The organism is Pseudomonas sp. DCA-1 (genome assembly GCF_046523955.1).
Lineage (GTDB): Bacteria > Pseudomonadota > Gammaproteobacteria > Pseudomonadales > Pseudomonadaceae > Aquipseudomonas > Aquipseudomonas putida_Y.
In genome coordinates this window covers 2096678-2123456 of sequence record NZ_CP169881.1, presented here as the reverse complement: position 1 = coordinate 2123456, position 26779 = coordinate 2096678, and the positions used below count along the sequence as shown (strand labels likewise).

Genomic DNA, 26779 nt, shown 5'->3' with positions numbered 1-26779 from the left:
ACGGACACTCATCACGGTTTATGCCTGTATGCGCCTAAGCTAGGCGTTTTCCAGGGGCGGCACAACTACTGGCGTCTGCTCTTTGTGCCAAAGCAGGCGGCAAAATGCCATAGGATGCCGTATGCCCAGACATTGGCTACGCTCTAGCAGGATCTGCAAGGGAGCCTGGTATGGGCCATTGGTTGGTGATCGACCTGGAAGCCACCACCGACGATGGTGGGTGGCCGGTCACAGAGATGGAAGTCATTGAAATTGGCGCAAGCCTGGTTACCCGCGAAGGCCGCGAGGTCGACCATTTCCAGCGTTTTGTAAAGCCACGGCGGCGGCCGCAGCTTACCCCGTTCTGCCGTGAGCTGACCCACATCAGCCAGGCCGACGTGGACAACGCCGCGCCGTTTCGCGAGGTGTGGGCAAGCTTCGAGCGCTGGCTGGGGCACCACCGCGGGCAGCTTCAGGCCTGGGTCAGCTGGGGCGACTACGACCGCCAGCAATTGCACCAGGAGTGGCAGCAGCACAGCCTCGACAGCCTGCTGCGCACATTGCCGCACATCAACCTCAAGCAACGCTTTGCCAAGGCCCGCCATCTGCAGCGCCCCACCGGCCTGAACGGCGCCCTGCAACTGGCCGGCATGCACTTTTGCGGGCAACAGCACAGGGCCCTGGAAGATGCGCGCAACACGGCGCGGCTATTACCGTTGACCCTGCCCGCCAACAGCCCCTGAAAGCAGATGACGAGGCCTGTGGGCTTGGGCATACTGGCCAGCCCTTTTTCATCACCTCTTTTCAGGAGTCGCCCATGTTCCAGGTCAACGAGTACTTCAACGGCACCGTCAAGTCGATCGCATTCTCGGGCGAAGAAGGCCCGGCCACTGTCGGCGTCATGGCTCCGGGCGAATACGAATTCGGCACTGCCAAGCGCGAGATCATGCATGTGGTATCGGGCGCGCTGACCGTGAAACTGCCAGGTAGCGACAACTGGGAAACCTTCAAGGCAGGCGACAAGTTCAATGTTGCCGCCGACAGCAAGTTCCAGCTGAAAGTGGCGGTGGATACGGCCTACCTGTGCGAGTACCGCGACTAAGCGTCGGCCTGTGCCGGCCTCTTCGCGAGTGAACCCGCTCCCTCAGGCGTATCACCGTCCTCGGACCCTGTGACCATCCTGTGGGAGCGGGTTTACCCGCGAAGAATCCAGCACTAATCCTTCAGGAAATCAGCAACACGTTCAGCCGCCGCCTGCAAATGCTGCTCATGGCTGAACCCCGAAGCCTTCAACGGCTTCAGGTCATGGTCCCCCGCCACTAGCCAGCTCACCTCGATCGCCGGCGACAACGCATACCCCGCCACCGCCTCGCGGTTACCCAGCGCATCCCGCTCGCCCTGCACGATCAACGTCGGTGTCTTCAACTCGGCCAGGTGCTCTACCCGTGGCTTCTCGGGTTTACCCACCGCATAGAATGGATAACCCAGGCACACCAGCGCATCCGCGCCCAGTTCGTCGGCCAGCAGGCTCGCCATGCGCCCCCCCATGGACTTGCCACCCACGGCCAGCTTGCCCGCGACCAAAGGTCGCACTTGCCGGTACACCTCGCGCCAGCATTCAAGCAACACCTTCTGCGGGTTAGGCGGCCGCTTGCCACCGGTAACCCTGCGCTCGGCCATGTACGGGAACTCGAAGCGCACTACCGCTACCCCAAGAGCCGCAAGCCTTTGCGCCATTTCGTCCATGAACCCGCTGTCCATCGGCGCGCCCGCGCCATGGGCCAGGATCAGGCACCCCTTGTAGCCCTCTTTACCTTCAACCGGCGGAGGATCGCAGCGCAAGCCTGGGACATTTGCGACCTTCGCCCATTGATCCCCGTCAATACCGGCACTTTGCCCATTAATCATGCTTGCCTCGCTGTAAAGCCTGCCAAATAACCGTGGATGGGAACCCATACATGAACACAACCAGCAGTACCGCCTATAACTACAAGGTGGTCCGCCAATTCGCCATCATGACGGTGGTGTGGGGAATCGTCGGGATGGGGCTCGGCGTCTTCATCGCCGCCCAGCTCGCCTGGCCGTCCCTCAACTTCGACCTCCCCTGGACCAGCTTCGGCCGCCTGCGCCCCCTGCATACCAATGCGGTGATCTTCGCGTTCGGCGGCTGCGCACTGTTCGCCACCTCCTATTATTCGGTGCAACGCACCTGCCAGACCACCCTGTTCGCACCGGGCCTGGCCGCGTTCACGTTCTGGGGCTGGCAACTGGTTATCCTGCTGGCGGCCATCAGCCTGCCGCTGGGCTACACCAGCTCCAAGGAATACGCCGAACTGGAATGGCCGATCGACATTCTGATCACCATCGTCTGGGTGGGCTACGCCATCGTGTTCTTTGGCACGCTGATGAAGCGCAACACCAAACACATCTACGTCGGCAACTGGTTCTTCGGCGCCTTCATCCTGACCGTGGCGCTGCTGCACATCGTCAACAACCTGGAGCTGCCGGTCAGCCTGACCAAATCCTACTCGGTCTACGCTGGCGCCACCGATGCCATGGTGCAGTGGTGGTACGGCCATAACGCGGTGGGCTTCTTCCTGACCGCAGGCTTCCTGGGGATGATGTACTACTACGTGCCCAAGCAGGCCGAACGGCCAGTGTATTCGTATCGCTTGTCGATCGTGCACTTCTGGGCGCTGATCACCCTGTACATCTGGGCCGGCCCTCACCACCTGCATTACACCGCCCTGCCCGACTGGGCGCAGTCGCTGGGCATGGTGATGTCGCTGATCCTGCTGGCACCCAGCTGGGGCGGCATGATCAACGGCATGATGACCCTGTCGGGCGCCTGGCACAAACTGCGCAGCGATCCGATCCTGCGCTTCCTGGTGGTGTCGCTGGCGTTCTACGGCATGTCCACCTTCGAAGGGCCAATGATGGCCATCAAGACGGTCAACGCCCTGTCCCACTACACCGACTGGACCATCGGCCACGTCCACGCCGGCGCTCTCGGCTGGGTAGCGATGATCTCGATCGGCGCGCTATACCACACCATCCCCAAAGTGTTCGGCAAAGAACGCATGTACAGCCTCGGCCTGATCAATGCGCACTTCTGGCTGGCCACCATCGGTACCGTACTGTACATCGCCTCGATGTGGGTCAACGGCATCGCCCAGGGCCTGATGTGGCGCGCGGTCAACAGCGACGGCACGCTGACCTACTCGTTCGTGGAAACTTTGGTGGCCAGCCACCCAGGCTTTGTCGTGCGCTTCGTCGGCGGCGCGATCTTCCTCAGCGGCATGTTCCTGATGGCCTGGAACACCTGGCGCACCGTGCGTTCGCCAGCGCTTGACGTCGCCCCTGCGAACGCCCAGTTGGCTTGAGGAGAAACGCCTGATGAAACATGAAGTCATCGAGAAAAACGTCGGCCTGATGGCCCTGCTGATGGTATTTGCCGTCAGCATCGGCGGCCTGACCCAGATCGTCCCGCTGTTCTTCCAGGACGTCACCAACAAACCGGTGGAGGGCATGAAGCCCTATACCGCGCTGCAACTGGAAGGCCGCGATGTCTACATCCGCGAAGGCTGCGTGGGCTGCCACTCGCAGATGATCCGCCCGTTCCGCGCCGAAACCGAGCGTTACGGCCACTACTCGGTGGCCGGTGAAAGCGTGTGGGACCACCCGTTCCTGTGGGGTTCCAAGCGCACCGGGCCGGACCTGGCCCGGGTCGGTGGCCGCTACTCGGACGACTGGCACCGTGCGCACCTGTACAACCCGCGCAACGTGGTGCCGGAGTCGAAGATGCCATCCTACCCGTGGCTGGTTGCCCAGCAGGTCGACAACAGCCACACCGACGTCAAGATGCGCACCCTGCGCACCCTGGGCGTGCCGTACACCGACGACGACATTGCCGGCGCCCGCGAAGCGGTCAAGGGCAAGACCGAGATGGATGCGCTGGTCGCCTACCTGCAGGTGCTCGGCACCGCGATCAAGAACAAGAGGTGAGTGCGATGGAAATGGACATCGGCATGATCCGCGGGTTGGGCACCCTGGTGGTGATGATTGCCTTCATCGGCCTCACCCTGTGGGTCTTCAACCGCCGCCGCGACCGTGATTTCGCCGAAGCGCGCCTGCTGCCCTTCGTCGACGACCGCCTGCCCCCTGCCGGGCAGGAGCCTGCTGCAAAAAGGAGTAACGGGCAATGACCACGTTCTGGAGTACGTACATCAGCGTACTGACCATCGGTAGCCTGATTGGCCTGACCTGGCTGCTGCTCGCCACGCGCAAGGGCCAGAGCAACAACACCACTGACGAGACCATGGGCCATAGCTTCGACGGCATCGAGGAGTACGACAACCCGCTGCCCAAGTGGTGGTTCTGGCTGTTCGTTGGCACCTTGGTGTTCTCGGTCGGCTATTTGATCCTCTACCCGGGCCTGGGCAACTGGAAAGGCATCCTGCCGGGCTATGAAAATGGCTGGACCGGCGCCAACGAATGGCAGAAGGAAATGGACAAGGCCGATGCCAGGTTCGGTCCGATCTTCGCCAAATACGCCGCCATGCCCGTGGAAGAAGTGGCAAAGGATCCGCAGGCGCTGAAAATGGGCAGTCGCCTGTTTGCCTCAAACTGCTCGGTGTGCCACGGTTCCGATGCCAAGGGCGCCTTTGGTTTCCCCAACCTCACCGACAGTGACTGGCGCTGGGGTGGCGATCCGGAAACCATCAAGACCACCATCATGGGCGGGCGCCATGGCGTGATGCCGGCCTGGGCCGAAGTGATCGGTGACCAGGGCGTGGCCGATGTGGCTGCATTCGTGGTCAGCAAACTCGATGGCCGCACATTGCCTGAGGGCGCGAAGGCCGACGTCGAGAACGGGCAGAAGATCTTTGCTGCCAACTGCGTGGCCTGCCACGGCCCGGAAGGCAAAGGTACACCCGCCATGGGCGCACCGAACCTGACCCACCCGCAGGCGTTCATCTACGGTTCGAGCTTTGCCCAGCTGCAGCAGACCATTCGTTATGGTCGTCAGGGGCAAATGCCGGCGCAGGCCGAGATCCAGGGCAATGACAAGGTGCACTTGCTGGCGGCTTATGTGTATAGCCTGTCGCGGGAGGGTTCGGCCGAGACTGTGACTGCACAGTGAGTTCGCCGAAAGGGATTTGGCGCCTGTTAGAGAAAGGGATTTGGCGCCTGTGAGATCGAGCGCCGCCCGCGCGGCGCATCGCGAGCTGCGCTCGCTCCTACGTTTGTTTCGGGCCAGTCCCTCCTGTGCCAGGCGCGCGCGACCGCCTGGCCCGTACCACGCGAAATCGCGACATGCGCCAAGGCGTTCGCGCGCAAATCCCACAGGAATGATTGGCCCGAAACAAACGTAGGAGCGAGCGCAGCTCGCGATGCGCCGCGCGGGCGGCGCTCGATCTCTGCCCCACCACAACACTCAACCCTTTCCCCCCCCGCCCCACCACAACACTCAACCCTTACACCCCCGCCCCACCACAACACTCAACCCTTTCCCCCCCGCCCCACCACAACACTCAACCCTTACATCCCCCCTCAGCCCGCTTCCCTTGCACCCCCACCGAACACAACTAAGCTTGTTGCCTCAATGGGCATCGCTGCGAAAGGAGCGATGCAGACGCGGTGCATGGCCTGTCGCCGCCCCAAAAAAAGCTTGACCGATCGATCAGAAAAAGGTGAAAAACGGTACACATTACAAATATTTATTTGTGTACAATCGCCAAGACCCGATCCCTGCGGGACATCAGTGAACGGGCCTGGACACGGGTCGGCGTACCAAAGTTGCGTTGCGGTAACCTTGCTGGTTATCAATACTGGCGCCGATTTTTCGACCAACAAGAACATCAAAACCGTGGAACCTTAGAATGAGCACAGCAATCAGTCCGACTGCTTATAACTATAAGGTCGTCCGCCAGTTCGCCATCATGACGGTGGTCTGGGGGATCCTTGGCATGGGCCTCGGCGTCTTCATCGCCTCGCAGCTGGTGTGGCCGCAGCTGAACCTGGACCTTCCCTGGACCAGCTTCGGCCGCCTGCGCCCGCTGCACACCAACCTGGTGATCTTCGCCTTCGGGGGCTGTGCGCTGTTCGGCACCAGCTACTACGTGGTGCAGCGCACCTGCCAGACCCGGCTGATCTCCGACAGCATGGCCGCCTTCACCTTCTGGGGTTGGCAAGCCGTCATCGTCGGCGCGCTGATCACCCTGCCGATGGGCTACACCACCACCAAGGAATACGCCGAGCTCGAGTGGCCGCTGGCGATCCTGCTGGCTATCGTCTGGGTTACCTACGGCCTGGTGTTCTTCGGCACCATCGTCAAGCGCAAGACCAAGCACATCTATGTCGGCAACTGGTTCTACGGCGCCTTCATCGTGGTGACCGCGATGCTGCACATCGTCAACCACATCTCGCTGCCGGTGAGCCTGTTCAAGTCGTACTCGGCCTACTCCGGCGCCACCGACGCGATGATCCAGTGGTGGTATGGCCACAACGCCGTGGGCTTCTTCCTCACCACCGGTTTCCTGGGGATGATGTACTACTTCGTGCCCAAGCAGGCCGAGCGGCCAATCTACTCGTATCGCTTGTCGATCGTGCACTTCTGGGCGCTGATCACCCTGTACATCTGGGCTGGCCCGCACCACCTGCACTACACCGCCCTGCCTGACTGGGCGCAGTCGCTGGGCATGGTGATGTCTATCATCCTGCTGGCGCCAAGCTGGGGCGGCATGATCAACGGCATGATGACCCTGTCGGGCGCCTGGCACAAACTGCGCACCGACCCGATCCTGCGCTTCCTGGTGGTGTCGCTGGCGTTCTACGGTATGTCCACCTTCGAAGGCCCGATGATGGCCATCAAGACCGTGAACTCACTGTCGCACTACACCGACTGGACCATTGGCCACGTCCACGCCGGCGCCCTCGGCTGGGTGGCAATGATCTCGATCGGCGCCGTGTACCACATGATCCCGAAACTCTACGGCCGCGAGCAGATGCACAGCATTGGCCTGATCAACGCGCACTTCTGGCTGGCCACCATCGGCACCGTGCTGTACATCGCCTCGATGTGGGTCAACGGCATTACCCAAGGCCTGATGTGGCGCGCCATCAACGATGACGGCACCCTCACCTACTCCTTCGTCGAAGCCCTGCAGGCCAGCCACCCTGGCTACATCGTCCGCGCCCTGGGCGGTGCGTTCTTCGCCAGCGGCATGCTGCTGATGGCCTACAACGTATTCCGTACCGTACGTGCCGCCAACCCGGCACAGGCTGAAGAGGCCGCCAAGATCGTCGTTGTGGGAGCGCACTGATGAAGCATGAAGCCGTCGAGAAGAACATAGGCCTGCTGGCCTTCTTCATGGTCATCGCCGTGAGCGTCGGTGGCCTGACCCAGATCGTCCCGCTGTTTTTCCAGGACGTCACCAACAAGCCGGTCGAGGGCATGAAGCCGCGCACCGCGCTGGAGCTGGAAGGCCGCGATATTTACATCCGCGAAGGCTGCGTGGGCTGCCACTCGCAGATGATCCGCCCGTTCCGTGCCGAAACCGAGCGTTACGGCCACTACTCGGTAGCCGGTGAGAGCGTGTGGGACCATCCGTTCCTGTGGGGTTCCAAGCGCACCGGGCCGGACCTGGCCCGCGTCGGTGGCCGCTACTCCGATGACTGGCACCGTGCGCACCTGTACAACCCGCGCAACGTGGTACCGGAATCGAAGATGCCGTCCTACCCGTGGCTGGTCGAGAACAAGCTCGACGGCAAAGACACCGCGAAGAAGATGGAAGTGCTGCGCACACTCGGCACCCCGTACACCGACGCCGACATTGCCGGCGCTCGTGACGCGGTCAAGGGCAAGACCGAAATGGACGCCATCGTCGCGTACCTGCAGGGTCTTGGCACCATCATCAAAAGCAAACGGTGACACTGATGGATATCGGGATGATTCGCGGCCTGGGCACCGTCGTGGTGATGGTGGCCTTCGTGGGCCTGGCGCTGTGGGTGTTCAACCCACGGCGTAAAAAGGACTTCGACGAAGCGACCCAACTGCCCTTCGCGGATGACCCCGAGGCCACCCGGCACGTCGAGCAAGCAAAAGCTTCTGGGAGCAAACAACAATGACAACCTTCTGGAGTCTGTACGTTACCGTCCTGACCCTGGGCACCATCTTCTCGTTGACCTGGCTGCTGCTGTCGACCCGCAAGGGCCAGCGCGAAGAGGTTACCGACGAAACCGTCGGGCATGCCTTCGATGGCATCGAGGAGTACGACAACCCGCTGCCGAAATGGTGGTTCTGGCTGTTCGTCGGCACCATCATCTTCGCCCTCGGCTACCTGGTGCTGTACCCGGGCCTGGGCAACTGGAAAGGCATCCTGCCGGGCTATTCGTACCTGGATAACGACAAGCAGACCGAGTTTTCCAACGGCCAGCCGGGCTGGACCGGCGTGCACGAGTGGGAAAAGGAAATGGCCAAGGCCGACGCCCGCTTCGGGCCGATCTTCGCCAAGTTCGCGGCCATGCCCATCGTGGATGTGGCCAAGGACCCGCAGGCATTGAAAATGGGCGCGCGGCTGTTCGCCTCCAACTGCTCGGTGTGCCACGGTTCCGACGCCAAGGGCGCCTTCGGCTTCCCCAACCTCACCGACAATGACTGGCGCTGGGGCGGCGAGCCGGAAACCATCAAGACCACCATCATGGGCGGGCGCCATGGCGTGATGCCGGCCTGGGCCGAAGTAATCGGTGACCAGGGCGTGGCCGATGTGGCTGCATTCGTGGTCAGCAAACTCGATGGCCGCACATTGCCTGAGGGCGCGAAAGCCGATGTCGAGAACGGGCAGAAGATCTTTGCTGCCAACTGCGTGGCCTGCCACGGGCCGGAAGGCAAAGGTACACCCGCCATGGGCGCACCGAACCTGACCCACCCGCAGGCGTTCATCTACGGTTCGAGCTTTGCCCAGCTGCAGCAGACCATTCGTTATGGCCGCCAGGGGCAGATGCCGGCCCAGGAACAGCTGCAGGGCAACGACAAGGTGCACTTGCTGGCGGCTTATGTTTACAGCCTGTCGCACCAGGCTGAACCGGCCAAGGCTGAGTAAGGCAGGCCTGGCCTCTTCGCGGGTAAACCCGCTCCTACACAGGATCCTTGTAGGAGCGGGTTTACCCGCGAAGAGGCCGGTACTGGCACAGCATTTCTCGCAGGCAAGTGACCTGGATCAATTGACACCCGCCATAACACGTTTCATACCACGAACCCAACGCGACTAAAGGTCGCAGTGCGATCCCATACCGCCCTCAGCGGCGTATCATGGACCGCAGAGCGCTAGCAGATTGCGCGAGACTGCGGCCCGCACGCACAGGCCGCGGCGTTTCTCCACTGCCGTGGGACTTGATGATGAGCAAGCAAATTCCGGTACATGATGTCACCCCGCCTGCCAGCAAAGGGAAGGATTCCGTCGACCTCTACGCTTCCCGGGAAAAGATCTACACCCGCGCCTTCACCGGCCTGTTCCGTCGCCTGCGCATGGTCGGGGGTGCCGCACTGTTCCTGCTGTACTTCGGCACCGTGTGGCTGAACTGGGGTGGTCACCAAGCTGTGTGGTGGAACCTGCCCGAACGCAAGTTCTACATCTTCGGCGCTACCATCTGGCCGCAAGACTTCATCCTGCTCTCGGGCATTCTCATCGTCGCCGCCTTCGGCCTGTTCTTCATCACGGTGTTCGCCGGCCGGGTGTGGTGCGGCTACACCTGCCCGCAAAGCGTGTGGACCTGGATTTTCATGTGGTGCGAAAAGGTCACCGAAGGTGACCGCAACCAGCGCATGAAGCTCGACAAAGCCCCCATGAGCGGCAACAAGTTCCTGCGCAAATTCGCCAAGCACAGCCTGTGGCTGCTGATCGGCTTTGTCACCGGCATGACCTTCGTCGGCTACTTCTCGCCGATCCGTGAACTGGTGATTGAATTCTTCACCGGCCAGGCCGATGGCTGGGCTTACTTCTGGGTCGGCTTTTTCACCCTCGCCACTTACGGCAACGCCGGCTGGCTGCGCGAACAGGTGTGCGTGTACATGTGCCCCTATGCACGCTTCCAGAGCGTGATGTTCGACAAGGACACGCTGATCGTGTCCTACGACCCACGCCGTGGCGAAACCCGCGGGCCACGAAAAAAGGACGCTGACTACAAGGCCCAAGGCCTGGGCGACTGCATCGACTGCACCATGTGCGTGCAGGTCTGCCCTACCGGCATCGATATCCGTGACGGCCTGCAGATCGAGTGCATTGGCTGCGCCGCCTGTATCGATGCCTGCGACAGCATCATGGACAAGATGAACTACCCCAAAGGCCTGATCAGCTACACCACCGAACACAACCTGTCCGGACAGAAGACCCACATGCTGCGCCCGCGCCTGATCGGCTATGCCGTGGTACTGCTGGTGATGATGATCGGGCTGGCGACGGCCTTCGCCACCCGTTCGCTGGTCGGCTTCGACGTCAGCAAAGACCGTGTGCTGTACCGCGAAAACGCCCAGGGCCGGATCGAGAACGTGTACAGCCTGAAGGTGATGAACAAGGACCAGCGCGATCACGTCTACGTGCTGGACGCGGCCGGCCTGCCGGACCTCAAGCTCGAAGGCCAACGCGAAATCCGCGTGGCAGCCGGTGATATCGTCAGCCTTCCCGTGCAGCTGTCGGTTGCCCCCGAGAAACTGCCATCGACCACCAACGAAATCACCTTCATCCTCAAGAGCGCCGACGACAGTGACGCCCAGGTTGAAGCCAAGAGCCGTTTCATCGGCCCACAGATCCGCTAAGAGAGATAACGCACAATGCCTGCCGCCACCGCCGCCAGCCCCTGGTACAAGCACCTCTGGCCCTGGATCATCATCGGCATCCTCACCACCTCGGTGTGCCTGAGCCTGACCATGGTCAGCATCGCTGTGCATAACCCGGACAACCTGGTGAACGACAACTACTACGAGGCCGGCAAAGGCATCAACCGCTCACTGGACCGTGAATTGCTGGCGCAGAAGCTAGGCTTGAAGGCCAGTGTGCACCTCGATGAGCTGACTGGCGAAGTGGACCTGCGTCTGACCGGTAACAGCGACCCGCAAAGCCTGGATCTGAACCTGATTTCGCCAACCCAGCCAGAGAAAGACCGCAAGGTGCTGCTAAGCCGGGTAGAAGCAGGGCGCTATGTGGGGCAGCTGGAAGACAAGGTCGACGGGCGCCGCTTTGTCGAACTGCTGGGTAGCGAAGGGGGCCAGGTGTGGCGCTTGTTCGAAGAGGAAAAAGTGGCGCATGGTGTGACCTTGCAGCTGGGTGATGAAGCACTGCAAGGCGCCGAACACCAATAGTCGTACCACTTCTCCCTGTGTAGGAGCGGGCTTGCCCGCGAATGCGATAGCTCAGGCAACGTTGTTTTCAGGCCTGACGCATTCGCGGGCAAGCCCGCTCCTACAGGTTTCGATTCAGGCCGGCCGATCTGTAAGGCAATGACGCAATGACCCAACCCACCCCCTGCTACCACTGCGCCCTGCCCGTCCCCGCCGGCAGCCGCTTCACCGCCGTGGTCCTCGGCCAGCCCCGGCAGTTCTGCTGCCCAGGTTGCCAGGCGGTGGCCGAGTCGATCGTCGCTGGAGGCCTGGAGCACTACTACCAGCACCGCAGTGACGCTAGCGCCAACCCCGAAGCCCTGCCCAGGCAGTTGCAGGACGAGCTGGCCCTTTACGACCGCAGTGACGTGCAACAAACCTTCGTCCGCCACCAGGGCGAGCTGGCCGAAACCACCCTGCTGGTCGAAGGCATCAGTTGCGCTGCCTGCGGGTGGCTGATCGAAAAGCACTTGCGCAACCTGCCCGGTGTCGCCGAAGCGCGCCTGAACCTGTCCAATCACCGCCTGTTGCTGAACTGGGATGACCAGCAGCTACCGCTGTCGCGCCTGCTCGCCGAGCTGCGACAGATCGGCTACGCCGCCCACCCCTATCAGCCCGACAAGGCCACCGAGCAGCTGGCCCGGGAAAACCGTAGCGCCTTGCGCCGCCTGGGCGTGGCCGGGCTGCTGTGGTTCCAGGCAATGATGGCAACCATGGCAACCTGGCCGGAGTTCAACATCGACCTGTCGCCCGAACTGCACACCATTCTGCGCTGGGTTGCGCTGTTCCTCACCATCCCCATCGTGTTCTATAGCTGCGCGCCATTCTTCAAAGGCGCGGCACGCGACCTGCGCACCCGCCACCTGACCATGGACGTTTCAGTGTCGCTGGCCATTGGCCTTGCCTTCAGCGCTGGCATCTGGACGGCCATCACCGGCAGCGGCGAGCTGTATTTCGACACCGTGGGCATGTTCGCCCTGTTTCTCCTCACCGGCCGCTACCTGGAACGCCGAGCCCGAGAACGCACGGCTGCGGCCACTGCGCAGCTGGTCAACCTGCTGCCGGCCTCGTGCCTGCGCCTGGACGCCTTCGGCCGCAGCGAGCGCATCCTCCTTGGCGAACTGCACTGCGGTGACACCGTGCAAGTCCTGCCAGGCGCGGTAATCCCGGCCGACGGGCGTATCGTAGAAGGCCGCTCCAGCGTCGACGAATCACTGCTAACCGGCGAATACCTGCCACAGCCCCGCCAAGTAGGCGAACGGGTCACCGGCGGCACGTTGAACGTCGAAAGCACCCTTAACGTGGAAGTCGAAGCCCTCGGTCACGATTCACGGTTATCGGCCATCGTCCGCCTGCTGGAGCGCGCCCAGACCGAAAAACCGCGCCTGGCGGAAATTGCCGACCGCGCCTCGCAGTGGTTCCTGCTGTTTTCGCTGCTGGCCGCCGTTGCCATCGGCCTGTGGTGGTGGCACCTGGACCCGACGCGGGCGTTCTGGATCGTGCTGGCGATGCTGGTGGCAACCTGCCCCTGTGCGCTGTCGCTGGCCACGCCAACTGCGCTTACGGCCGCCACCGGCACCTTGCACAAGCTCGGCCTGCTGGTGACCCGCGGCCATGTGCTGGAAGGCCTGAACCAGATCGACACGGTAATCTTCGACAAGACCGGCACACTGACCGAGGGCCGCCTGGCCTTGCGCAGCATTCGCCCGCTCGGCAGCCAGGCAGCCGACCGCTGCCTGGCCCTTGCCGCCGCGCTGGAAAACCGCTCCGAGCACCCCATCGCCCGCGCCTTCGGTCGTACCGCCACGCCTGCCGATGATGTGCAGACCATACCTGGCCTGGGCCTGGAAGGGCTGGTGGACGGGCAGCGCCTGCGCATTGGCCAGGCCACCTTCGTCTGCGCCTTGAGCGGCGCGCAGACCCCCGCCGTGCCGGAGCCGCGCGGCCAATGGCTGCTATTGGGCGACCGCCAGGGGCCATTGGCCTGGTTTGGCCTGGACGACCGTCTGCGCGACGATGCCCCGGCCCTGCTCGCTGCCTGCAAGGCACGTGGCTGGCGCACGCTGCTGCTGTCGGGCGACAGCTCGCCAATGGTTGCCGAAGTGGCCGCACAACTGGGCATCGACCAGGCCATTGGCGGCCTGCGGCCAGACGACAAGCTTGACCGGCTGAAAGCCCTGCAGGCACAGGGGCGCAAAGTGCTGATGCTCGGCGACGGTGTCAACGATGTGCCGGTGCTGGCCGCCGCCGACATCAGCATCGCGATGGGTAGCGCCACCGACCTTGCCAAGACCAGCGCCGATGCCGTACTGCTGTCCAACCGCCTGCAGGCGCTGGTGCAGGCCTTCGACCTGGCCCGTCGAACGCGGCGCAACATCCTCGAGAACCTGCTGTGGGCGACCCTGTATAATGGCCTGATGTTGCCGTTTGCCGCGCTCGGCTGGATCACGCCGGTGTGGGCCGCCATCGGCATGTCGGTCAGCTCGCTGATCGTGGTGCTCAATGCCCTGCGCCTGACCCGTATGCCCGTGGCCTCTGGCCCGCCGCCCCACGAAGCCCCTTTACCCGGGAGGAAGTCGCCATGCCCGCCCTCTATGTCATGATTCCGGCAGCCCTGCTGCTGGTCGGCGTGGCCGTGTACATCTTCTTCTGGGCGGTAGACAGCGGCCAGTACGACGACCTTGAAGGCCCCGCCCACAGCATCCTGTTCGACGATCAGGACCCGCGCCACCAGGCGGCCGTGAAGCCTGACGACGCCCCGGCCGACACCGACAAGGAACCACCACCCCGTGCCTGACCTGCTTCCGCTGCTGGGCTCGGCACTGGTCCTTGGCCTGCTGGGTGGCGGTCACTGCCTGGGCATGTGCGGTGGCCTGATGGGCGCACTGACCTTGGCCATCCCCCCCGAACAACGCGGCAAGCGCCTGCGCCTGTTGCTGGCGTATAACCTGGGGCGCATTTTCAGCTATGCCTGCGCCGGCCTGTTGCTGGGCCTGGCAGGCTGGGCCGTGGCCAGCAGCCCGGCAGCGCTGGCGCTGCGGGTGGCTGCGGCGCTGCTGCTGATTGCCATGGGCCTGTACCTGGCCGGCTGGTGGAGCGGGCTGACCCGTATCGAGGCACTTGGCCGCGGGTTGTGGCGGCATATCCAGCCGCTGGCGTCGCGCTTGCTGCCAGTGTCCAGCCTGCCTCGGGCGTTGCTGCTGGGCGCCTTGTGGGGCTGGCTGCCGTGCGGTTTGGTTTACAGCACCCTGCTGTGGGCGGCCAGCCAGGGCAACGCCGGGTACAGCGCGGTGTTGATGCTCGCGTTCGGGGTGGGCACCTGGCCGGTGTTGCTGGCAACCGGGCTGGCTGCCGAACGGGTAAACGCCCTGTTGCGGCGACGCAGCGTGCGCGTGGCGGGCGGTGTGCTGGTGATGCTATTCGGTGTCTGGACCCTGCCGGGCCCACACCAGCACTGGCTGATGGGGCATTGACGGGGGCTGCAAGGCAGCCCCAATGCCCTTGATACAAATCAACACAGTTTCCTACAGACGGCCATAGACTCCGGTGCACTGCTGCTCTTTCCGGGGACTACCCTCATGCTCGACGAACTACGTTGGGATACCGACCTGATCCGCCGCTACGATCTCGCCGGGCCACGCTACACCTCTTACCCAACCGCCGTGCAACTGCACAGCGAGGTGGGTTCGTTCGACCTGCTCAACGCCCTGCGCGAGAGCCGACGGGCCGTGCGCCCGCTGTCGCTGTACGTGCATGTGCCGTTCTGCGCCAACATCTGCTACTACTGCGCCTGCAACAAGGTCATCACCAAGGACCGCGCGCGCGCCGCGCCCTACCTGCAGCGCCTGGAGCAGGAAATCCAGTTGATCGCCTGCCACCTGGACCCTAAACAACGTGTTGAACAGCTGCATTTTGGCGGAGGCACACCAACCTTCCTCAGCCATGTGGAACTGCGCCAACTGATGGCCACCCTGCGCCAGCACTTCCACCTGCTGGACGACGATTCCGGCGACTACGGCATCGAGATCGACCCTCGCGAAGCCGACTGGTCGACCATGGGCCTGCTTCGCGAACTGGGCTTCAACCGCGTCAGCCTGGGTGTGCAGGACCTTGACCCGGCCGTACAGCGGGCGATCAACCGCCTGCAGAGCCTGGAGCAGACCCGCACCCTGATCGAGGCTGCCCGCACGCTACAGTTTCGCTCGGTCAACCTCGACCTGATCTACGGCCTGCCCAAGCAAACCCCGGAAGGCTTCGCCCGCACCGTCGAAGAGGTGATCCGCCTGCAGCCCGACCGCCTGTCGGTGTTCAACTATGCCCACCTTCCAGAGCGCTTCATGCCGCAACGGCGCATCGACAGCAACGACCTGCCCAGCGCCGCCGCCAAGTTGGAGATGCTGCACGCCACCATCGACCAACTGACCGCCGCCGGTTACCGCTACATCGGCATGGACCACTTCGCCCTGCCCGACGACGAACTGGCCATTGCCCAGGAAGAAGGCACCTTGCAGCGCAACTTCCAGGGCTACACCACCCACGGGCATTGCGACCTGATTGGCCTGGGCGTGTCGGCGATCAGCCAGATCGGCGACCTGTACTGCCAGAACAGCAGTGACCTCAGCACCTACCAGGACAGCCTGTCCAACGCCCAGCTGGCTACCCAGCGCGGCTTACTGTGCAACCACGACGACCGTATACGCCGGGCGGTGATCCAGCAGCTGATCTGCCATTTCGAGCTGGATTTCGAACCCATCGAACAGGCCTTCACCCTTGATTTTCGCGGTTACTTCAACGACCTCTGGCCCGAGCTGCTGACCTTGCAGCGCGACGGCCTGATCAGCCTGGACGACAAGGGTATTCGCATCCTGCCGGCCGGCCGGCTGCTGGCGCGCTCGGTATGCATGGTGTTCGACGCGTATCTGGCAATGCACAACCGCCAGCGTTTCTCGCGAGTGATCTGAAAAACAAGGCGTTCACCGCATGGACAAGCTTCCTTGTCAGGCACACTATGAGCACACAAGGACTCCCGGCAGGCCACCTGCCGGGGTTTCGCCAGCGCGCACCATCACCGCGCACACTGGCCTACACCCTGTGTCGTGAGTTACCCTTACGACTTATGTGTGCTTTCCCACAAGGATCGATTCAAATGTCCGAGCCAGTCAAACTGCGCCCACACAACCAGGCCCATTGCAAGGATTGCAGCCTGGCCCCCCTGTGCCTGCCTCTTTCGCTGAACCTGGAAGACATGGACGCACTGGATGAAATCGTCAAACGCGGGCGGCCGCTCAAGAAAGGCGAGTTTCTGTTCCGCCAGGGTGACAGTTTTGGCTCGGTCTACGCAGTACGTTCCGGGGCCCTGAAAACCTTCAGCCTCAGCGACAGCGGCGAAGAACAGATCACGGGCTTCCACCTGCCCAGCGAACTGGTCGGCCTGTCGGGCATGGATACCGAGGCCTACCCGGTATCGGCCCAGGCCCAGGAAACCACTTCGGTGTGTGAAATCCCCTTCGAGCGGCTTGACGAGCTTTCGGTGCAACTGCCGCAGCTGCGTCGCCAGCTGATGCGGGTAATGAGCCGCGAAATCCGCGACGACCAGCAAATGATGTTGCTGCTGTCGAAAAAGACCGCCGACGAGCGCATTGCCACCTTCCTGGTCAACCTGTCGGCGCGCTTCCGCGCCCGCGGCTATTCGGCCAATCAGTTCCGCCTGAGCATGTCGCGCAACGAAATCGGCAACTACCTTGGCCTGGCCGTAGAAACCGTGTCGCGGGTGTTCACCCGCTTCCAGCAGAACGGCCTGCTGCGCGCCGAGGGCAAGGAAGTGCACATTCTCGACCCGATCCAGCTGTGCGCGCTGGCCGGTGGTGCAATCGAGGCCTGAGGCCACGTTTAGCGGGTATACTTGGGCATTCGTTTTCCCAGGATACCCGCAACAATGCACAGCGACGCCTTCGACCTCAAAGCCCTGATCCGCCCGGTAGTGGACTTCCCCAAACCGGGTGTGATCTTCCGCGACATTACCCCGTTATTCCAGTCGCCACGCGGGCTGCGCTATGTGGCCGACCAGTTCATCGAGCGCTATGTCGAGGCTGAATTCAGCCACATCGGCGCCATGGACGCGCGGGGCTTCCTGATCGGCTCGATCATCGCCCACCAGCTGAACAAGCCGCTGATCCTGTTCCGCAAGCAGGGCAAGCTGCCGGCCGACGTGCTGAGCGAGGGTTACCAGACCGAGTACGGCGAGGCCTTCCTGGAAGTGCATGCCGACAGCCTGTGCGAAGGCGATTCAGTGTTGATCTTCGATGACTTGATAGCAACTGGCGGGACCCTGCTGGCGGCGGCCAACCTGGTGCGTCGTACCGGAGCGCAGGTGTTCGAGGCGGCGGCGATCATCGACCTGCCGGAACTGGACGGCTCGCGTCGGTTGCAGGCGGCCGGGGTGCCTACCTTCTGCCTGACCGAGTTTTCCCTCAGCGAGTACTGAGTGGGCTTTTGGGGCTGCTTTGCAGCCCCAATGAATCAGAGCGAAATGGGCCGGCGTCCTGCAAAGGCATGGGCCAGGGTACCGCCGTCCACCATCTCCAGCTCGCCGCCCAGGGGCACACCATGGGCAATCCGCGACGCTACCAGCCCTTTCTCGCTCAGTAACTGGGCAATGTAATGCGCCGTCGCTTCGCCTTCCACCGTCGGGTTGGTCGCCAGGATCACCTCGGTAAAGGTGCCCTGCTCTTCGATCCGCGCCATCAGCTGCGGAATACCGATCGCCTCAGGCCCCAGGCCATCCAGCGGCGACAGGTGCCCCTTGAGCACGAAGTAACGGCCACGGTAGCCCGTCTGCTCCACCGCATACACATCGGTCGGCCCCTCGACAACGCACAGCTGGGTGTCGTCACGGCGCGGGTCGGCACACTGTGGGCACAGCTCCTGCTCGGTCAGGGTGCGGCACTGACGGCAGTGGCCCACCCCATCCATGGCCTGGGTCAAGGCCTGAGCCAGGCGCAGCCCACCGCTGCGGTCGCGCTCGAGCAGTTGCAGGGCCATGCGCTGGGCGGTTTTCTGACCGACACCTGGCAAGATGCGCAGGCCGTCGATCAGTTGGCGGATGAGGGGGCTGAAGCTCATGGGAAAGGCCTGACAATTCAATAAGAGGCGGTTTATACCCAGCGAGGGCGGTGGCGTCAAATCAGGTCACCTTAAGTCTACGCGGCCTGCAGTTATATGAGCGCAATTGCCTTGCACAAAACTGGAAAGCCAGTGTGATCACTGTGGGAGATCACCCAGCCCTTCCGGGCTGCGCTGTCGCGCAGCAAACATGAGGTGTACGGCTTTAGATCCGCAGCGACGCTGACATTTTGAAAAAGAAAAGGCGGTTGGCCCGGTAGGGCCAGCCGCCTTTTGCTTTGTTAGGGTTCGTGTGCGCGGGACAGAGATCGTAGCCAGCACTGGTGTGTGTCCGCACACCCGCGTGGGAGAGTGATCCGCACGGTATCGGCGTGAAGTCCCTGTAGGCATCAGCTGATTCAGCTGTGACCACGTATGAGAGAGTGAACCCTTTCGCCACCGTGTGCCCCGCGCGCCCTTTATCCTGCGAGGATTCATCATGGCGCGCAAGCCTTCCAAGCAACGCTTTACCGTCGTCCATCCCGATTGCGCAGCGATCGATGTCGGTGGTCGAGAGCATTTCGTGGCGGTCGATCCCCGGCACGAAAATCCCGTCCAGTCGTTCACGTCCTTTACTGACGACCTGCTCAAGATGGCTAACTGGCTTGAAAGCCTGGGGATCAAGGTCGTTGCCATGGAATCCACGGGGGTTTATTGGATTCCAATTTACGAGATTCTCAGCGAGCGCGGTTTTGAGGTTTATCTCGTCAATGCCAGAGCAACTCGGCAAATCACGGGCCGTAAATCAGATGTGCTGGATTGCCAGTGGATTTGGCAGCTGATGACTCATGGACTGCTCAGAGGCGCATTCCGCCCCGATGATCTGACCTGCTGCGTCCGGTCATTGGTCAGGCAGCGTGCTTCCAAAGTGAAAGACCAGGCGCAGACGCTGAACCGGATGCAAAAGGCCATGAGCCAAATGAACATCCAGCTGGCCAATGTCATCAGTGATATTTCCGGCGTAACTGGCATGAAGATTTTGCGAGCCATCTGCGCAGGTGAACGGGACCCAGTGCAACTGGCTGAACTGACCGACCGCCGCATCAAGGCAGGCAAGGAGGCTGTCGCTCGGAGTCTTCATGGCAATTGGCGACGCGAGCATTTGCATGCGCTAACTCAGGAATTGGCTGCCTATGACTTCCTGGAGCAGCAAATTGCTGATTGTGACGACGCCATAAAAGCCGCGTTAGAGCAGTTGCCGGTGCTGCAAAACAAGCCAGAGCCATCCAATAAGCCTTTACGGAGCCCGCACCGAAACGGTGCCCAACAGACTGAACTGCATCAGACATTATGGAAAGTTCTTGGCGTGGACCTAACCGCAATTCCAACCATTGGGGTGGACACTGCATTAGTGCTGGCAGGGGAGATCGGTACAGATCTATCACGTTTCCCGTCCTCACAGCACTTCTGCTCTTGGTTGGGACTGGCTCCCCCTACTCGAATTTCCGGCGGTCATCGACTGGCAGGTGGTGGGCCAAAAATAGTCAATCGAGCAGCTCAAGCACTCAAGCAGGCTGCATCCAATGCCCGTAACGACAAGGGTTTCATTGGTGCATCGCACCGAGCCAGACTGACTCGAATGGATACCAGCTGCGCCATCAAGGCCACTGCGCATCAGTTGGCACGTCTGGTGTACAACCTTTTAACCAAGAAGCAGGCTTATGTTGAAAAAGGTCTTGAGGAGTTCGAAACCAGAAGCCAGGACCGGCAGGTCCGGGCTTTGCTCCGCAAAGCCCGGAAACTGGGGTATCAGCTGGTGGCCGCTTGAGTGCTTAGAAAACAGTGGGTTGTATTTTGTTTGATGAGAGGTGGTGGGCCAAAAATAGTCAATCGAGCAGCTCAAGCACTCAAGCAGGCTGCATCCAATGCCCGTAACGACAAGGGTTTCATTGGTGCATCGCACCGAGCCAGACTGACTCGAATGGATACCAGCTGCGCCATCAAGGCCACTGCGCATCAGTTGGCACGTCTGGTGTACAACCTTTTAACCAAGAAGCAGGCTTATGTTGAAAAAGGTCTTGAGGAGTTCGAAACCAGAAGCCAGGACCGGCAGGTCCGGGCTTTGCTCCGCAAAGCCCGGAAACTGGGGTATCAGCTGGTGGCCGCTTGAGTGCTTAGAAAACAGTGGGTTGTATTTTGTTTGATGAGAGTTGGCGGATGAGGGGGCTGAAGCTCATGGGAAAGGCCTGACAATTCAATAAGAGGCGGTTTATACCCAGCGAGGGCGGTGGCGTCAAATCAGGTCACCTTAAGTCTACGCGGCCTGCAGTTATATGAGCGCAATTGCCTTGCACAAAACTGGAAAGCCAGTGTGATCACTGTGGGAGATCACCCAGCCCTTCCGGGCTGCGCTGTCGCGCAGCAAACATGAGGTGTACGGCTTTAGATCCGCAGCGACGCTGACATTTTGAAAAAGAAAAGGCGGTTGGCCCGGTAGGGCCAGCCGCCTTTTGCTTTGTTAGGGTTCGTGTGCGCGGGACAGAGATCGTAGCCAGCACTGGTGTGTGTCCGCACACCCGCGTGGGAGAGTGATCCGCACGGTATCGGCGTGAAGTCCCTGTAGGCATCAGCTGATTCAGCTGTGACCACGTATGAGAGAGTGAACCCTTTCGCCACCGTGTGCCCCGCGCGCCCTTTATCCTGCGAGGATTCATCATGGCGCGCAAGCCTTCCAAGCAACGCTTTACCGTCGTCCATCCCGATTGCGCAGCGATCGATGTCGGTGGTCGAGAGCATTTCGTGGCGGTCGATCCCCGGCACGAAAATCCCGTCCAGTCGTTCACGTCCTTTACTGACGACCTGCTCAAGATGGCTAACTGGCTTGAAAGCCTGGGGATCAAGGTCGTTGCCATGGAATCCACGGGGGTTTATTGGATTCCAATTTACGAGATTCTCAGCGAGCGCGGTTTTGAGGTTTATCTCGTCAATGCCAGAGCAACTCGGCAAATCACGGGCCGTAAATCAGATGTGCTGGATTGCCAGTGGATTTGGCAGCTGATGACTCATGGACTGCTCAGAGGCGCATTCCGCCCCGATGATCTGACCTGCTGCGTCCGGTCATTGGTCAGGCAGCGTGCTTCCAAAGTGAAAGACCAGGCGCAGACGCTGAACCGGATGCAAAAGGCCATGAGCCAAATGAACATCCAGCTGGCCAATGTCATCAGTGATATTTCCGGCGTAACTGGCATGAAGATTTTGCGAGCCATCTGCGCAGGTGAACGGGACCCAGTGCAACTGGCTGAACTGACCGACCGCCGCATCAAGGCAGGCAAGGAGGCTGTCGCTCGGAGTCTTCATGGCAATTGGCGACGCGAGCATTTGCATGCGCTAACTCAGGAATTGGCTGCCTATGACTTCCTGGAGCAGCAAATTGCTGATTGTGACGACGCCATAAAAGCCGCGTTAGAGCAGTTGCCGGTGCTGCAAAACAAGCCAGAGCCATCCAATAAGCCTTTACGGAGCCCGCACCGAAACGGTGCCCAACAGACTGAACTGCATCAGACATTATGGAAAGTTCTTGGCGTGGACCTAACCGCAATTCCAACCATTGGGGTGGACACTGCATTAGTGCTGGCAGGGGAGATCGGTACAGATCTATCACGTTTCCCGTCCTCACAGCACTTCTGCTCTTGGTTGGGACTGGCTCCCCCTACTCGAATTTCCGGCGGTCATCGACTGGCAGGTGGTGGGCCAAAAATAGTCAATCGAGCAGCTCAAGCACTCAAGCAGGCTGCATCCAATGCCCGTAACGACAAGGGTTTCATTGGTGCATCGCACCGAGCCAGACTGACTCGAATGGATACCAGCTGCGCCATCAAGGCCACTGCGCATCAGTTGGCACGTCTGGTGTACAACCTTTTAACCAAGAAGCAGGCTTATGTTGAAAAAGGTCTTGAGGAGTTCGAAACCAGAAGCCAGGACCGGCAGGTCCGGGCTTTGCTCCGCAAAGCCCGGAAACTGGGGTATCAGCTGGTGGCCGCTTGAGTGCTTAGAAAACAGTGGGTTGTATTTTGTTTGATGAGAGCGGGCATGCCCGCGAAGCAGGCTGCACAGTGGATGGCACGGGCTTCGCCCGTGTTCGCGGGCATGCCCGCCCCCATAGTGATCGTGCAAAAATTTCAAAGTTCGAGCACAACAGTTGTACCCGACATAAAAAAGCAGACCGCGCCTGGGTTGAAATCTACGTAAAAAAAACGCCGCTGATATCAGCGGCGGTTTTGAGTATCGCAATGCCCTTAGAACGGCATCTTGAAGCCTGGCGGCAGCTGCATGCCGGCGGTCATGCCGCCCATCTTTTCCTGGCTGCTTTGCTCAACCTTGCGCACTGCGTCGTTCAGCGCAGCGGCAATGAGGTCTTCCAGTACTTCCTTGTCATCTTCATCAGTCGACATCAGGCTCTGGTCGATGCTGACGCGCTTGACGTCGTGACGACCGGTCATCACCACGCTCACCAGCCCGCCACCGGACTGACCGGTGACTTCGGCGTTGGCCAGTTCTTCCTGCATCTTCTGCATTTTTTCCTGCATCTGCTGGGCCTGCTTCATCAGGCCGGCCATGCCACCTTTCATCATGGGGTATACCTCGATTGGGTCATGTGATGCGGCCCGGCACCGGGCCGGCCGCATGGTTATCCGTTACTGGCCCTGGCTGACCAGGGCTTCTACAGGCTCAATAGTATCCTGCCGCACCTTGGCGCCGAACAACTTGATCATCTGCTGGATCAACGGATCCTGCTCGATCGAAGCAACTGCATCCTGCTGGCGCTCGGCACGCTTGCGCGCTGCGGCCTGAGCCGGGGTTTCCTGCTCGGGCAGGATCAGCTCGATCCGCAGGTTCAGCGTGCGCCCCAGGTGCTGGTTGAGCGCTTCGTTCAGGCGCCGCTGCTGGGTCGCGTTGAACAGTGCCCCCTGGCCCGGGTCCAGATGCAGCAGCCAGTCGTCGCCATCGGCGGCAATCAGTGTACAGTTTGCCGCGATGTTGCCTGTCATCCCTGACACAGGCAACTGTGGGAATAATTCCAGCCATTGCAAGGCCAGGCCGGTGGCCGGTTTGGCTGCCGGCAACGGTTCGGCAGCCGGTTTGGACACGTCTTCCTGAACATGTTCGGCCAACTCGTCCAGGTAGCTGAAACCTGCCGGATCGCTTTCGCCGCCGTAATAGTCTTCGTCCAACGGTGGCTCATCGTCCCGGTCCATCCCCACGGCAGCGTAGGCAGACGGGTCGAAAGGCGGCTCGTCGTGTGCCGGGGCGGCCTGTGGGGGCGCCACCGGGGCAACAGGCTCGGGCGCAGGTGCCGGTTCAGGCGCGGGTTCGGCCGCTAACGGCGCGGGTGCAACGGCAGGCTCTTCCCACGGCAGGTCGACCACTTCGGCAACAGGCTCAGGTACGGAGATGGCCTCGGCTTCGGCCTTCAGCTCAACATCTGCCTCGGCCTCCGGTTCATGATCAGCCGTCGCGGGTGCAGGCACCTCCAGCTGCGAGGCTTGCGCTACAGGCTCCGCCGGCACAGCCGCAACAGGCGATGAAAGCGCGACCGGCGCCGCGGCTGCCACCTGCCCTGCAGGATCAGCTGTGGCCTGGCTGATCCCCGTTGGCTTTAGCACCGGCTTCGGTGCGTCGTCCGTGTCTGCCGGGCGGAACGCCAGCATACGCAGCAGCACCATCTCGAAGCCACCGCGCGGGTCCGGTGCAAGGGGCAGGTCACGACGGCCAATCAGGCCCATCTGATAATAGAACTGCACATCCTCGGCCGGCAGCGCCGATGCCAGCGCCAATACCCGCTCGCGATCACCCTGGCCGTTGTCTACCGCTTCGGGCAGCGCTTGGGCAATGGCTACACGGTGCAGCACATTGAGCATTTCGGCCAGAACACCCGACCAGTCCGGCCCTTGCTCGGCCAGGTTACGCACGGCCTCCAGCAAAGCCCTGGCATCGCCTTCGAGCAGTGCCTGCAAGACGCCATACACCTGGCCATGGTCGAGGCTACCCAACATGGCACGCACATCGGCGGCCAGTACCTTGCCTTCACCAAAGGCGATGGCCTGGTCGGTCAGGCTCATGGCATCACGCATGGAGCCATCGGCCGCACGGCCCAGCAGCCACAGGGCATCTTCCTCGAACGGCACGTTCTCGGCGGCCAGTACGTGACTGAGGTGCTCCACCACCCGCTCCGGGCTCATGTTCTTCAACGAGAACTGCAGGCAGCGCGACAGGATGGTGGCCGGCAGCTTCTGCGGGTCGGTGGTGGCGAGGATGAACTTGACGTAGGGCGGCGGCTCTTCCAGCGTCTTGAGCAAGGCGTTGAACGAGTGGGTCGAGAGCATGTGCACTTCGTCGATCAGGTAGACCTTGAAGCGCCCACGGCTGGGGGCGTACTGCACGTTATCGAGCAGTTCGCGAGTGTCCTCTACCTTGGTACGGCTGGCGGCGTCGATCTCGATCAGGTCGACGAAACGGCCTTCGTCGATCTCACGGCACACCGAACAGGTGCCACAGGGCGTGGAGGTGATGCCGGTTTCACAGTTCAGGCACTTTGCGATAATACGGGCGATGGTCGTCTTGCCCACGCCGCGGGTACCGGTGAACAGGTAGGCATGGTGCAGGCGCTGGTTGTCCAAGGCATTGATCAAGGCCTTGAGCACATGGGTCTGGCCGACCATTTCGCGGAACGAGCGCGGACGCCATTTTCGTGCAAGAACCTGATAACTCATCGAAAAACCATCGTAGCCTGATCGAGCGGAAGATCGCTAATGCTAGCGGAGCGGGGGCAAAATTGCACCCTGCGCAACTCGTCTAAGCTTGGAATGGCGCATTGTCCAGGGAGGATTGCCTTTGCGAAGACTGCTGGCCCTTTTACTGCTGTGGTCTACAAACAGCCTGGCTGACCAGCCGGTGCTGCGCTTTTCCGTCGTCGAGAGCTGGAGCATGCCGCTGGTACGCATCGAAGGCGATCAGCCAGTGGAGGGATTGCTTTACGACCTGATGCAAGCCGTTGCCAGGCAAGTGGGCGCTAGCCCCAAGTACCACGTCATGGCACGCCTGCGCCTGGAGGAGGCCATGAGCAGCGGCGATATTGATGTGCGCTGCCACGTCAGTACCCAATGGCTCAACGACCGCCCAAGGGATTTTGTGTGGAGTATCCCGCTGTTTCATCAGCGCGACGTACTGGTTGGCCGCGCTGGCGACAGCACCCCGTTACCCCCGGAGCAACTGCCACCTCAGGCGATCGGCACGGTGCTTGGCTACACCTATCCAACCCTGCAACCGCTGCTGGACCAAGGCCAGCTGCGCCGTGAGGACAGCCGCAGCCAGTTGCTGGTGCTGCAAAAGCTGCAGGCAGGCCGGTATCGCCATGCGGTAAGCAACCAGTTGTCGTTGCAGTGGTTCAACCAAGGGTTGCCAGCGGAGCAGCAATTGCAGGCGCTGGCAGTGCTGGACGAACAGGATTTGGGGTGCATGGTGCGCAACGATCCGGCGATACCGACTCAAGGGCTATTGCGGGCGCTGGCAAGAATGAAGCAGTCGGGGGAGATCGAGCGGATTTTGCAGCGGCATGGAGGGACGGGCGAGCCGGAGAGTATGTCTGTGGCCCAGCCCGAAATACCCAGCAAAATGCCGGCACACAGCCAGCGCAACTAACGGCCCTGCTCATTTCGCGAACGCTTGCGCAAACACTGTGGGAGCAACTGTCTTGCTCAATTTCTAAAAGCTGGCGCGATCCCTGTGGGAGCGGGCTTGCCCGCGAACACCGGCATAGCCGGTGCCATCCACCGCGTTATATTCTTCGCGGGCATGCCCGCTCCCACAGCGTTGAGCGGCACACTCACAATCTCTATCACAAACTCAATGTCACCGGCCTTTACGTTCAAACGCCAAGCTGACAGCATCCGCCTGCCCCCAGGCAATCTGCATGGCCCGCAACCCATGCTCCAATAACTGCCTGGCTTCTTCGTCCTGAATGCGCTCAAGCGCCCGCCGGCTATCACTGTAGGCGAACATCAGGTAGTGGGAAACATTCATCAACGCGAACCCCATCGGGACGATGCCTTTGCTGATCGCGCGGGAAAGGGATTTGCCTTGGGGAAGATCGAAGACGTGGGGGGCATCGGGGACCCGTTTTTCATGAGTTCACGATACCGGGCTGAGAGCACCCTTTCGCTTCCACACTTAGGGTGACAGTTGTACGCGGGGTGGAAGACCAGGGGTATGGCAAACCTGGCAGGCCCGAAGGCCTCCCACGCACAACCGTCATATCGACAGCCA

Annotated in this window: 26 protein-coding genes and 1 pseudogene; 22 read left to right on the top strand and 5 right to left on the bottom strand. The window is 61.5% G+C overall.

What is annotated here, in order from left to right; genetic code table 11:
• The first annotated feature begins 170 nt into the window (after window positions 1–170).
• Entirely contained in the window at window positions 171–722 is a 552-nt protein-coding gene (locus ACE4QZ_RS10185) for an exonuclease domain-containing protein (protein WP_021784457.1), read from the top strand.
• Window positions 723–796: 74 nt separating this feature from the next.
• The gene (locus ACE4QZ_RS10180) at window positions 797–1081 is read left to right on the top strand and encodes a pyrimidine/purine nucleoside phosphorylase (RefSeq protein WP_021784456.1); all 285 of its coding nucleotides are present in this window, start codon (window positions 797–799) and stop codon (window positions 1079–1081) included.
• Window positions 1082–1194: 113 nt separating this feature from the next.
• Here ACE4QZ_RS10180 and ACE4QZ_RS10175 read toward each other — a convergent pair whose 3' ends face one another.
• On the bottom strand, window positions 1195–1887 hold the full coding sequence (locus tag ACE4QZ_RS10175; protein ID WP_021784455.1) for an alpha/beta family hydrolase: 693 nt from the start codon (window positions 1885–1887) through the stop codon (window positions 1195–1197).
• 50 nt (window positions 1888–1937) lie between these two features.
• Here ACE4QZ_RS10175 and ccoN (ACE4QZ_RS10170) point away from each other — a divergent pair, with 50 nt between their 5' ends.
• From ccoN (ACE4QZ_RS10170) to ACE4QZ_RS10095, 16 genes are all read left to right on the top strand, one after another.
• Window positions 1938–3362: a cytochrome-c oxidase, cbb3-type subunit I gene (ccoN, locus tag ACE4QZ_RS10170; RefSeq protein ID WP_003254280.1), complete on the top strand. Its 1425-nt coding sequence runs from the start codon at window positions 1938–1940 to the stop codon at window positions 3360–3362.
• Between the two features lie 13 nt (window positions 3363–3375).
• Window positions 3376–3984: a cytochrome-c oxidase, cbb3-type subunit II gene (ccoO, locus tag ACE4QZ_RS10165; RefSeq protein ID WP_003254281.1), complete on the top strand. Its 609-nt coding sequence runs from the start codon at window positions 3376–3378 to the stop codon at window positions 3982–3984.
• A gap of 5 nt (window positions 3985–3989) precedes the next feature.
• Window positions 3990–4184 (top strand): cbb3-type cytochrome oxidase subunit 3, encoded by a 195-nt coding sequence (locus tag ACE4QZ_RS10160; protein ID WP_021784453.1) that lies wholly within the window; start codon window positions 3990–3992, stop codon window positions 4182–4184.
• Complete coding sequence (gene ccoP / locus ACE4QZ_RS10155; RefSeq protein ID WP_021784452.1) at window positions 4181–5122, top strand: cytochrome-c oxidase, cbb3-type subunit III; 942 nt, start codon at window positions 4181–4183, stop codon at window positions 5120–5122. The genes ACE4QZ_RS10160 and ccoP (ACE4QZ_RS10155) overlap by 4 nt, the downstream gene beginning before the upstream one ends.
• A 739-nt stretch (window positions 5123–5861) precedes the next feature.
• On the top strand, window positions 5862–7304 hold the full coding sequence (ccoN, locus tag ACE4QZ_RS10150) for a cytochrome-c oxidase, cbb3-type subunit I (RefSeq protein WP_003254284.1): 1443 nt from the start codon (window positions 5862–5864) through the stop codon (window positions 7302–7304).
• Window positions 7304–7912: a cytochrome-c oxidase, cbb3-type subunit II gene (gene ccoO, locus ACE4QZ_RS10145; RefSeq protein WP_003254286.1), complete on the top strand. Its 609-nt coding sequence runs from the start codon at window positions 7304–7306 to the stop codon at window positions 7910–7912. Before ccoN (ACE4QZ_RS10150) ends, ccoO (ACE4QZ_RS10145) begins: the two co-directional genes overlap by 1 nt.
• A gap of 5 nt (window positions 7913–7917) precedes the next feature.
• Window positions 7918–8109, top strand: coding sequence for a CcoQ/FixQ family Cbb3-type cytochrome c oxidase assembly chaperone (locus ACE4QZ_RS10140; RefSeq protein WP_003254287.1), 192 nt, complete (start codon window positions 7918–7920; stop codon window positions 8107–8109).
• Entirely contained in the window at window positions 8106–9083 is a 978-nt protein-coding gene (gene ccoP, locus ACE4QZ_RS10135) for a cytochrome-c oxidase, cbb3-type subunit III (protein ID WP_021783044.1), read from the top strand. Before ACE4QZ_RS10140 ends, ccoP (ACE4QZ_RS10135) begins: the two co-directional genes overlap by 4 nt.
• Before the next feature lie 296 nt (window positions 9084–9379).
• Window positions 9380–10795 (top strand): cytochrome c oxidase accessory protein CcoG, encoded by a 1416-nt coding sequence (gene ccoG / locus ACE4QZ_RS10130; protein WP_028696987.1) that lies wholly within the window; start codon window positions 9380–9382, stop codon window positions 10793–10795.
• Between the two features lie 15 nt (window positions 10796–10810).
• Window positions 10811–11338 (top strand): FixH family protein, encoded by a 528-nt coding sequence (locus ACE4QZ_RS10125; protein WP_021783042.1) that lies wholly within the window; start codon window positions 10811–10813, stop codon window positions 11336–11338.
• A 146-nt stretch (window positions 11339–11484) separates the two neighbouring features.
• Window positions 11485–13959, top strand: a complete 2475-nt coding sequence (locus ACE4QZ_RS10120; protein ID WP_410480436.1) for a heavy metal translocating P-type ATPase — start codon at window positions 11485–11487, stop codon at window positions 13957–13959.
• Window positions 13938–14153 (top strand): cbb3-type cytochrome oxidase assembly protein CcoS, encoded by a 216-nt coding sequence (gene ccoS / locus ACE4QZ_RS10115; RefSeq protein WP_021783040.1) that lies wholly within the window; start codon window positions 13938–13940, stop codon window positions 14151–14153. Before ACE4QZ_RS10120 ends, ccoS begins: the two co-directional genes overlap by 22 nt.
• Window positions 14146–14829: a sulfite exporter TauE/SafE family protein gene (locus ACE4QZ_RS10110; protein ID WP_021783039.1), complete on the top strand. Its 684-nt coding sequence runs from the start codon at window positions 14146–14148 to the stop codon at window positions 14827–14829. Before ccoS ends, ACE4QZ_RS10110 begins: the two co-directional genes overlap by 8 nt.
• Window positions 14830–14934: 105 nt before the next feature.
• Entirely contained in the window at window positions 14935–16317 is a 1383-nt protein-coding gene (gene hemN, locus ACE4QZ_RS10105; protein ID WP_028696985.1) for an oxygen-independent coproporphyrinogen III oxidase, read from the top strand.
• Between the two features lie 185 nt (window positions 16318–16502).
• Window positions 16503–17237 (top strand): Crp/Fnr family transcriptional regulator FnrA, encoded by a 735-nt coding sequence (gene fnrA / locus ACE4QZ_RS10100; protein WP_003254301.1) that lies wholly within the window; start codon window positions 16503–16505, stop codon window positions 17235–17237.
• 54 nt (window positions 17238–17291) lie between these two features.
• Window positions 17292–17840, top strand: a complete 549-nt coding sequence (locus ACE4QZ_RS10095) for an adenine phosphoribosyltransferase (RefSeq protein WP_009683910.1) — start codon at window positions 17292–17294, stop codon at window positions 17838–17840.
• 35 nt (window positions 17841–17875) lie between these two features.
• Here the strand turns inward: ACE4QZ_RS10095 and recR are convergent, their stop codons facing one another.
• Window positions 17876–18478 (bottom strand): recombination mediator RecR, encoded by a 603-nt coding sequence (gene recR, locus ACE4QZ_RS10090; protein ID WP_021783037.1) that lies wholly within the window; start codon window positions 18476–18478, stop codon window positions 17876–17878.
• 478 nt (window positions 18479–18956) lie between these two features.
• On the opposite strand from recR, the gene ACE4QZ_RS10085 reads away from it, so the two are divergent.
• The 3 genes and pseudogenes from ACE4QZ_RS10085 (at window position 18957) to ACE4QZ_RS10075 (ending at window position 22501) form a co-directional block, all read left to right on the top strand.
• Window positions 18957–20285 carry an IS110-like element ISPpu9 family transposase gene (locus tag ACE4QZ_RS10085; RefSeq protein WP_230064507.1) on the top strand — a complete coding sequence of 443 codons (1329 nt, stop codon included), beginning with the start codon at window positions 18957–18959 and terminating at the stop codon, window positions 20283–20285.
• A 33-nt stretch (window positions 20286–20318) separates the two neighbouring features.
• Window positions 20319–20627 (top strand): annotated as a pseudogene (locus tag ACE4QZ_RS10080) (IS110 family transposase); the annotation flags it as partial.
• A 545-nt stretch (window positions 20628–21172) separates the two neighbouring features.
• Complete coding sequence (locus ACE4QZ_RS10075) at window positions 21173–22501, top strand: IS110-like element ISPpu9 family transposase (protein ID WP_230064507.1); 1329 nt, start codon at window positions 21173–21175, stop codon at window positions 22499–22501.
• 251 nt (window positions 22502–22752) lie between these two features.
• Here ACE4QZ_RS10075 and ACE4QZ_RS10070 read toward each other — a convergent pair whose 3' ends face one another.
• Together ACE4QZ_RS10070 and dnaX are read right to left on the bottom strand one after the other, a co-directional pair.
• A complete protein-coding gene (locus tag ACE4QZ_RS10070) occupies window positions 22753–23088 on the bottom strand; it encodes a YbaB/EbfC family nucleoid-associated protein (RefSeq protein ID WP_003254305.1) in 336 nt (111 codons plus the stop codon).
• 63 nt (window positions 23089–23151) lie between these two features.
• Window positions 23152–25227: a DNA polymerase III subunit gamma/tau gene (dnaX, locus tag ACE4QZ_RS10065; RefSeq protein ID WP_410480435.1), complete on the bottom strand. Its 2076-nt coding sequence runs from the start codon at window positions 25225–25227 to the stop codon at window positions 23152–23154.
• Between the two features lie 121 nt (window positions 25228–25348).
• On the opposite strand from dnaX, the gene ACE4QZ_RS10060 reads away from it, so the two are divergent.
• Window positions 25349–26155: a substrate-binding periplasmic protein gene (locus ACE4QZ_RS10060; protein ID WP_103462254.1), complete on the top strand. Its 807-nt coding sequence runs from the start codon at window positions 25349–25351 to the stop codon at window positions 26153–26155.
• A gap of 210 nt (window positions 26156–26365) precedes the next feature.
• Here ACE4QZ_RS10060 and ACE4QZ_RS10055 read toward each other — a convergent pair whose 3' ends face one another.
• Complete coding sequence (locus ACE4QZ_RS10055) at window positions 26366–26536, bottom strand: hypothetical protein (RefSeq protein WP_223271203.1); 171 nt, start codon at window positions 26534–26536, stop codon at window positions 26366–26368.
• Between the last annotated feature and the right edge of the window lie 243 nt (window positions 26537–26779).

What these genes read in the sequence shown, in the direction of transcription:
- ACE4QZ_RS10185 (WP_021784457.1), top strand. Translation starts at nt 171, where the DNA reads ATGGGCCATTGGTTGGTGATCGACCTGGAAGCCACCACCGACGATGGT.
- ACE4QZ_RS10180 (WP_021784456.1), top strand. Translation starts at nt 797, where the DNA reads ATGTTCCAGGTCAACGAGTACTTCAACGGCACCGTCAAGTCGATCGCA.
- ACE4QZ_RS10175 (WP_021784455.1), bottom strand. Translation starts at nt 1,887, where the DNA reads ATGATTAATGGGCAAAGTGCCGGTATTGACGGGGATCAATGGGCGAAG.
- ccoN (WP_003254280.1), top strand. Translation starts at nt 1,938, where the DNA reads ATGAACACAACCAGCAGTACCGCCTATAACTACAAGGTGGTCCGCCAA.
- ccoO (WP_003254281.1), top strand. Translation starts at nt 3,376, where the DNA reads ATGAAACATGAAGTCATCGAGAAAAACGTCGGCCTGATGGCCCTGCTG.
- ACE4QZ_RS10160 (WP_021784453.1), top strand. Translation starts at nt 3,990, where the DNA reads ATGGAAATGGACATCGGCATGATCCGCGGGTTGGGCACCCTGGTGGTG.
- ccoP (WP_021784452.1), top strand. Translation starts at nt 4,181, where the DNA reads ATGACCACGTTCTGGAGTACGTACATCAGCGTACTGACCATCGGTAGC.
- ccoN (WP_003254284.1), top strand. Translation starts at nt 5,862, where the DNA reads ATGAGCACAGCAATCAGTCCGACTGCTTATAACTATAAGGTCGTCCGC.
- ccoO (WP_003254286.1), top strand. Translation starts at nt 7,304, where the DNA reads ATGAAGCATGAAGCCGTCGAGAAGAACATAGGCCTGCTGGCCTTCTTC.
- ACE4QZ_RS10140 (WP_003254287.1), top strand. Translation starts at nt 7,918, where the DNA reads ATGGATATCGGGATGATTCGCGGCCTGGGCACCGTCGTGGTGATGGTG.
- ccoP (WP_021783044.1), top strand. Translation starts at nt 8,106, where the DNA reads ATGACAACCTTCTGGAGTCTGTACGTTACCGTCCTGACCCTGGGCACC.
- ccoG (WP_028696987.1), top strand. Translation starts at nt 9,380, where the DNA reads ATGAGCAAGCAAATTCCGGTACATGATGTCACCCCGCCTGCCAGCAAA.
- ACE4QZ_RS10125 (WP_021783042.1), top strand. Translation starts at nt 10,811, where the DNA reads ATGCCTGCCGCCACCGCCGCCAGCCCCTGGTACAAGCACCTCTGGCCC.
- ACE4QZ_RS10120 (WP_410480436.1), top strand. Translation starts at nt 11,485, where the DNA reads ATGACCCAACCCACCCCCTGCTACCACTGCGCCCTGCCCGTCCCCGCC.
- ccoS (WP_021783040.1), top strand. Translation starts at nt 13,938, where the DNA reads ATGCCCGCCCTCTATGTCATGATTCCGGCAGCCCTGCTGCTGGTCGGC.
- hemN (WP_028696985.1), top strand. Translation starts at nt 14,935, where the DNA reads ATGCTCGACGAACTACGTTGGGATACCGACCTGATCCGCCGCTACGAT.
- fnrA (WP_003254301.1), top strand. Translation starts at nt 16,503, where the DNA reads ATGTCCGAGCCAGTCAAACTGCGCCCACACAACCAGGCCCATTGCAAG.
- ACE4QZ_RS10095 (WP_009683910.1), top strand. Translation starts at nt 17,292, where the DNA reads ATGCACAGCGACGCCTTCGACCTCAAAGCCCTGATCCGCCCGGTAGTG.
- recR (WP_021783037.1), bottom strand. Translation starts at nt 18,478, where the DNA reads ATGAGCTTCAGCCCCCTCATCCGCCAACTGATCGACGGCCTGCGCATC.
- ACE4QZ_RS10085 (WP_230064507.1), top strand. Translation starts at nt 18,957, where the DNA reads ATGGCGCGCAAGCCTTCCAAGCAACGCTTTACCGTCGTCCATCCCGAT.
- ACE4QZ_RS10075 (WP_230064507.1), top strand. Translation starts at nt 21,173, where the DNA reads ATGGCGCGCAAGCCTTCCAAGCAACGCTTTACCGTCGTCCATCCCGAT.
- ACE4QZ_RS10070 (WP_003254305.1), bottom strand. Translation starts at nt 23,088, where the DNA reads ATGATGAAAGGTGGCATGGCCGGCCTGATGAAGCAGGCCCAGCAGATG.
- dnaX (WP_410480435.1), bottom strand. Translation starts at nt 25,227, where the DNA reads ATGAGTTATCAGGTTCTTGCACGAAAATGGCGTCCGCGCTCGTTCCGC.
- ACE4QZ_RS10055 (WP_223271203.1), bottom strand. Translation starts at nt 26,536, where the DNA reads ATGAATGTTTCCCACTACCTGATGTTCGCCTACAGTGATAGCCGGCGG.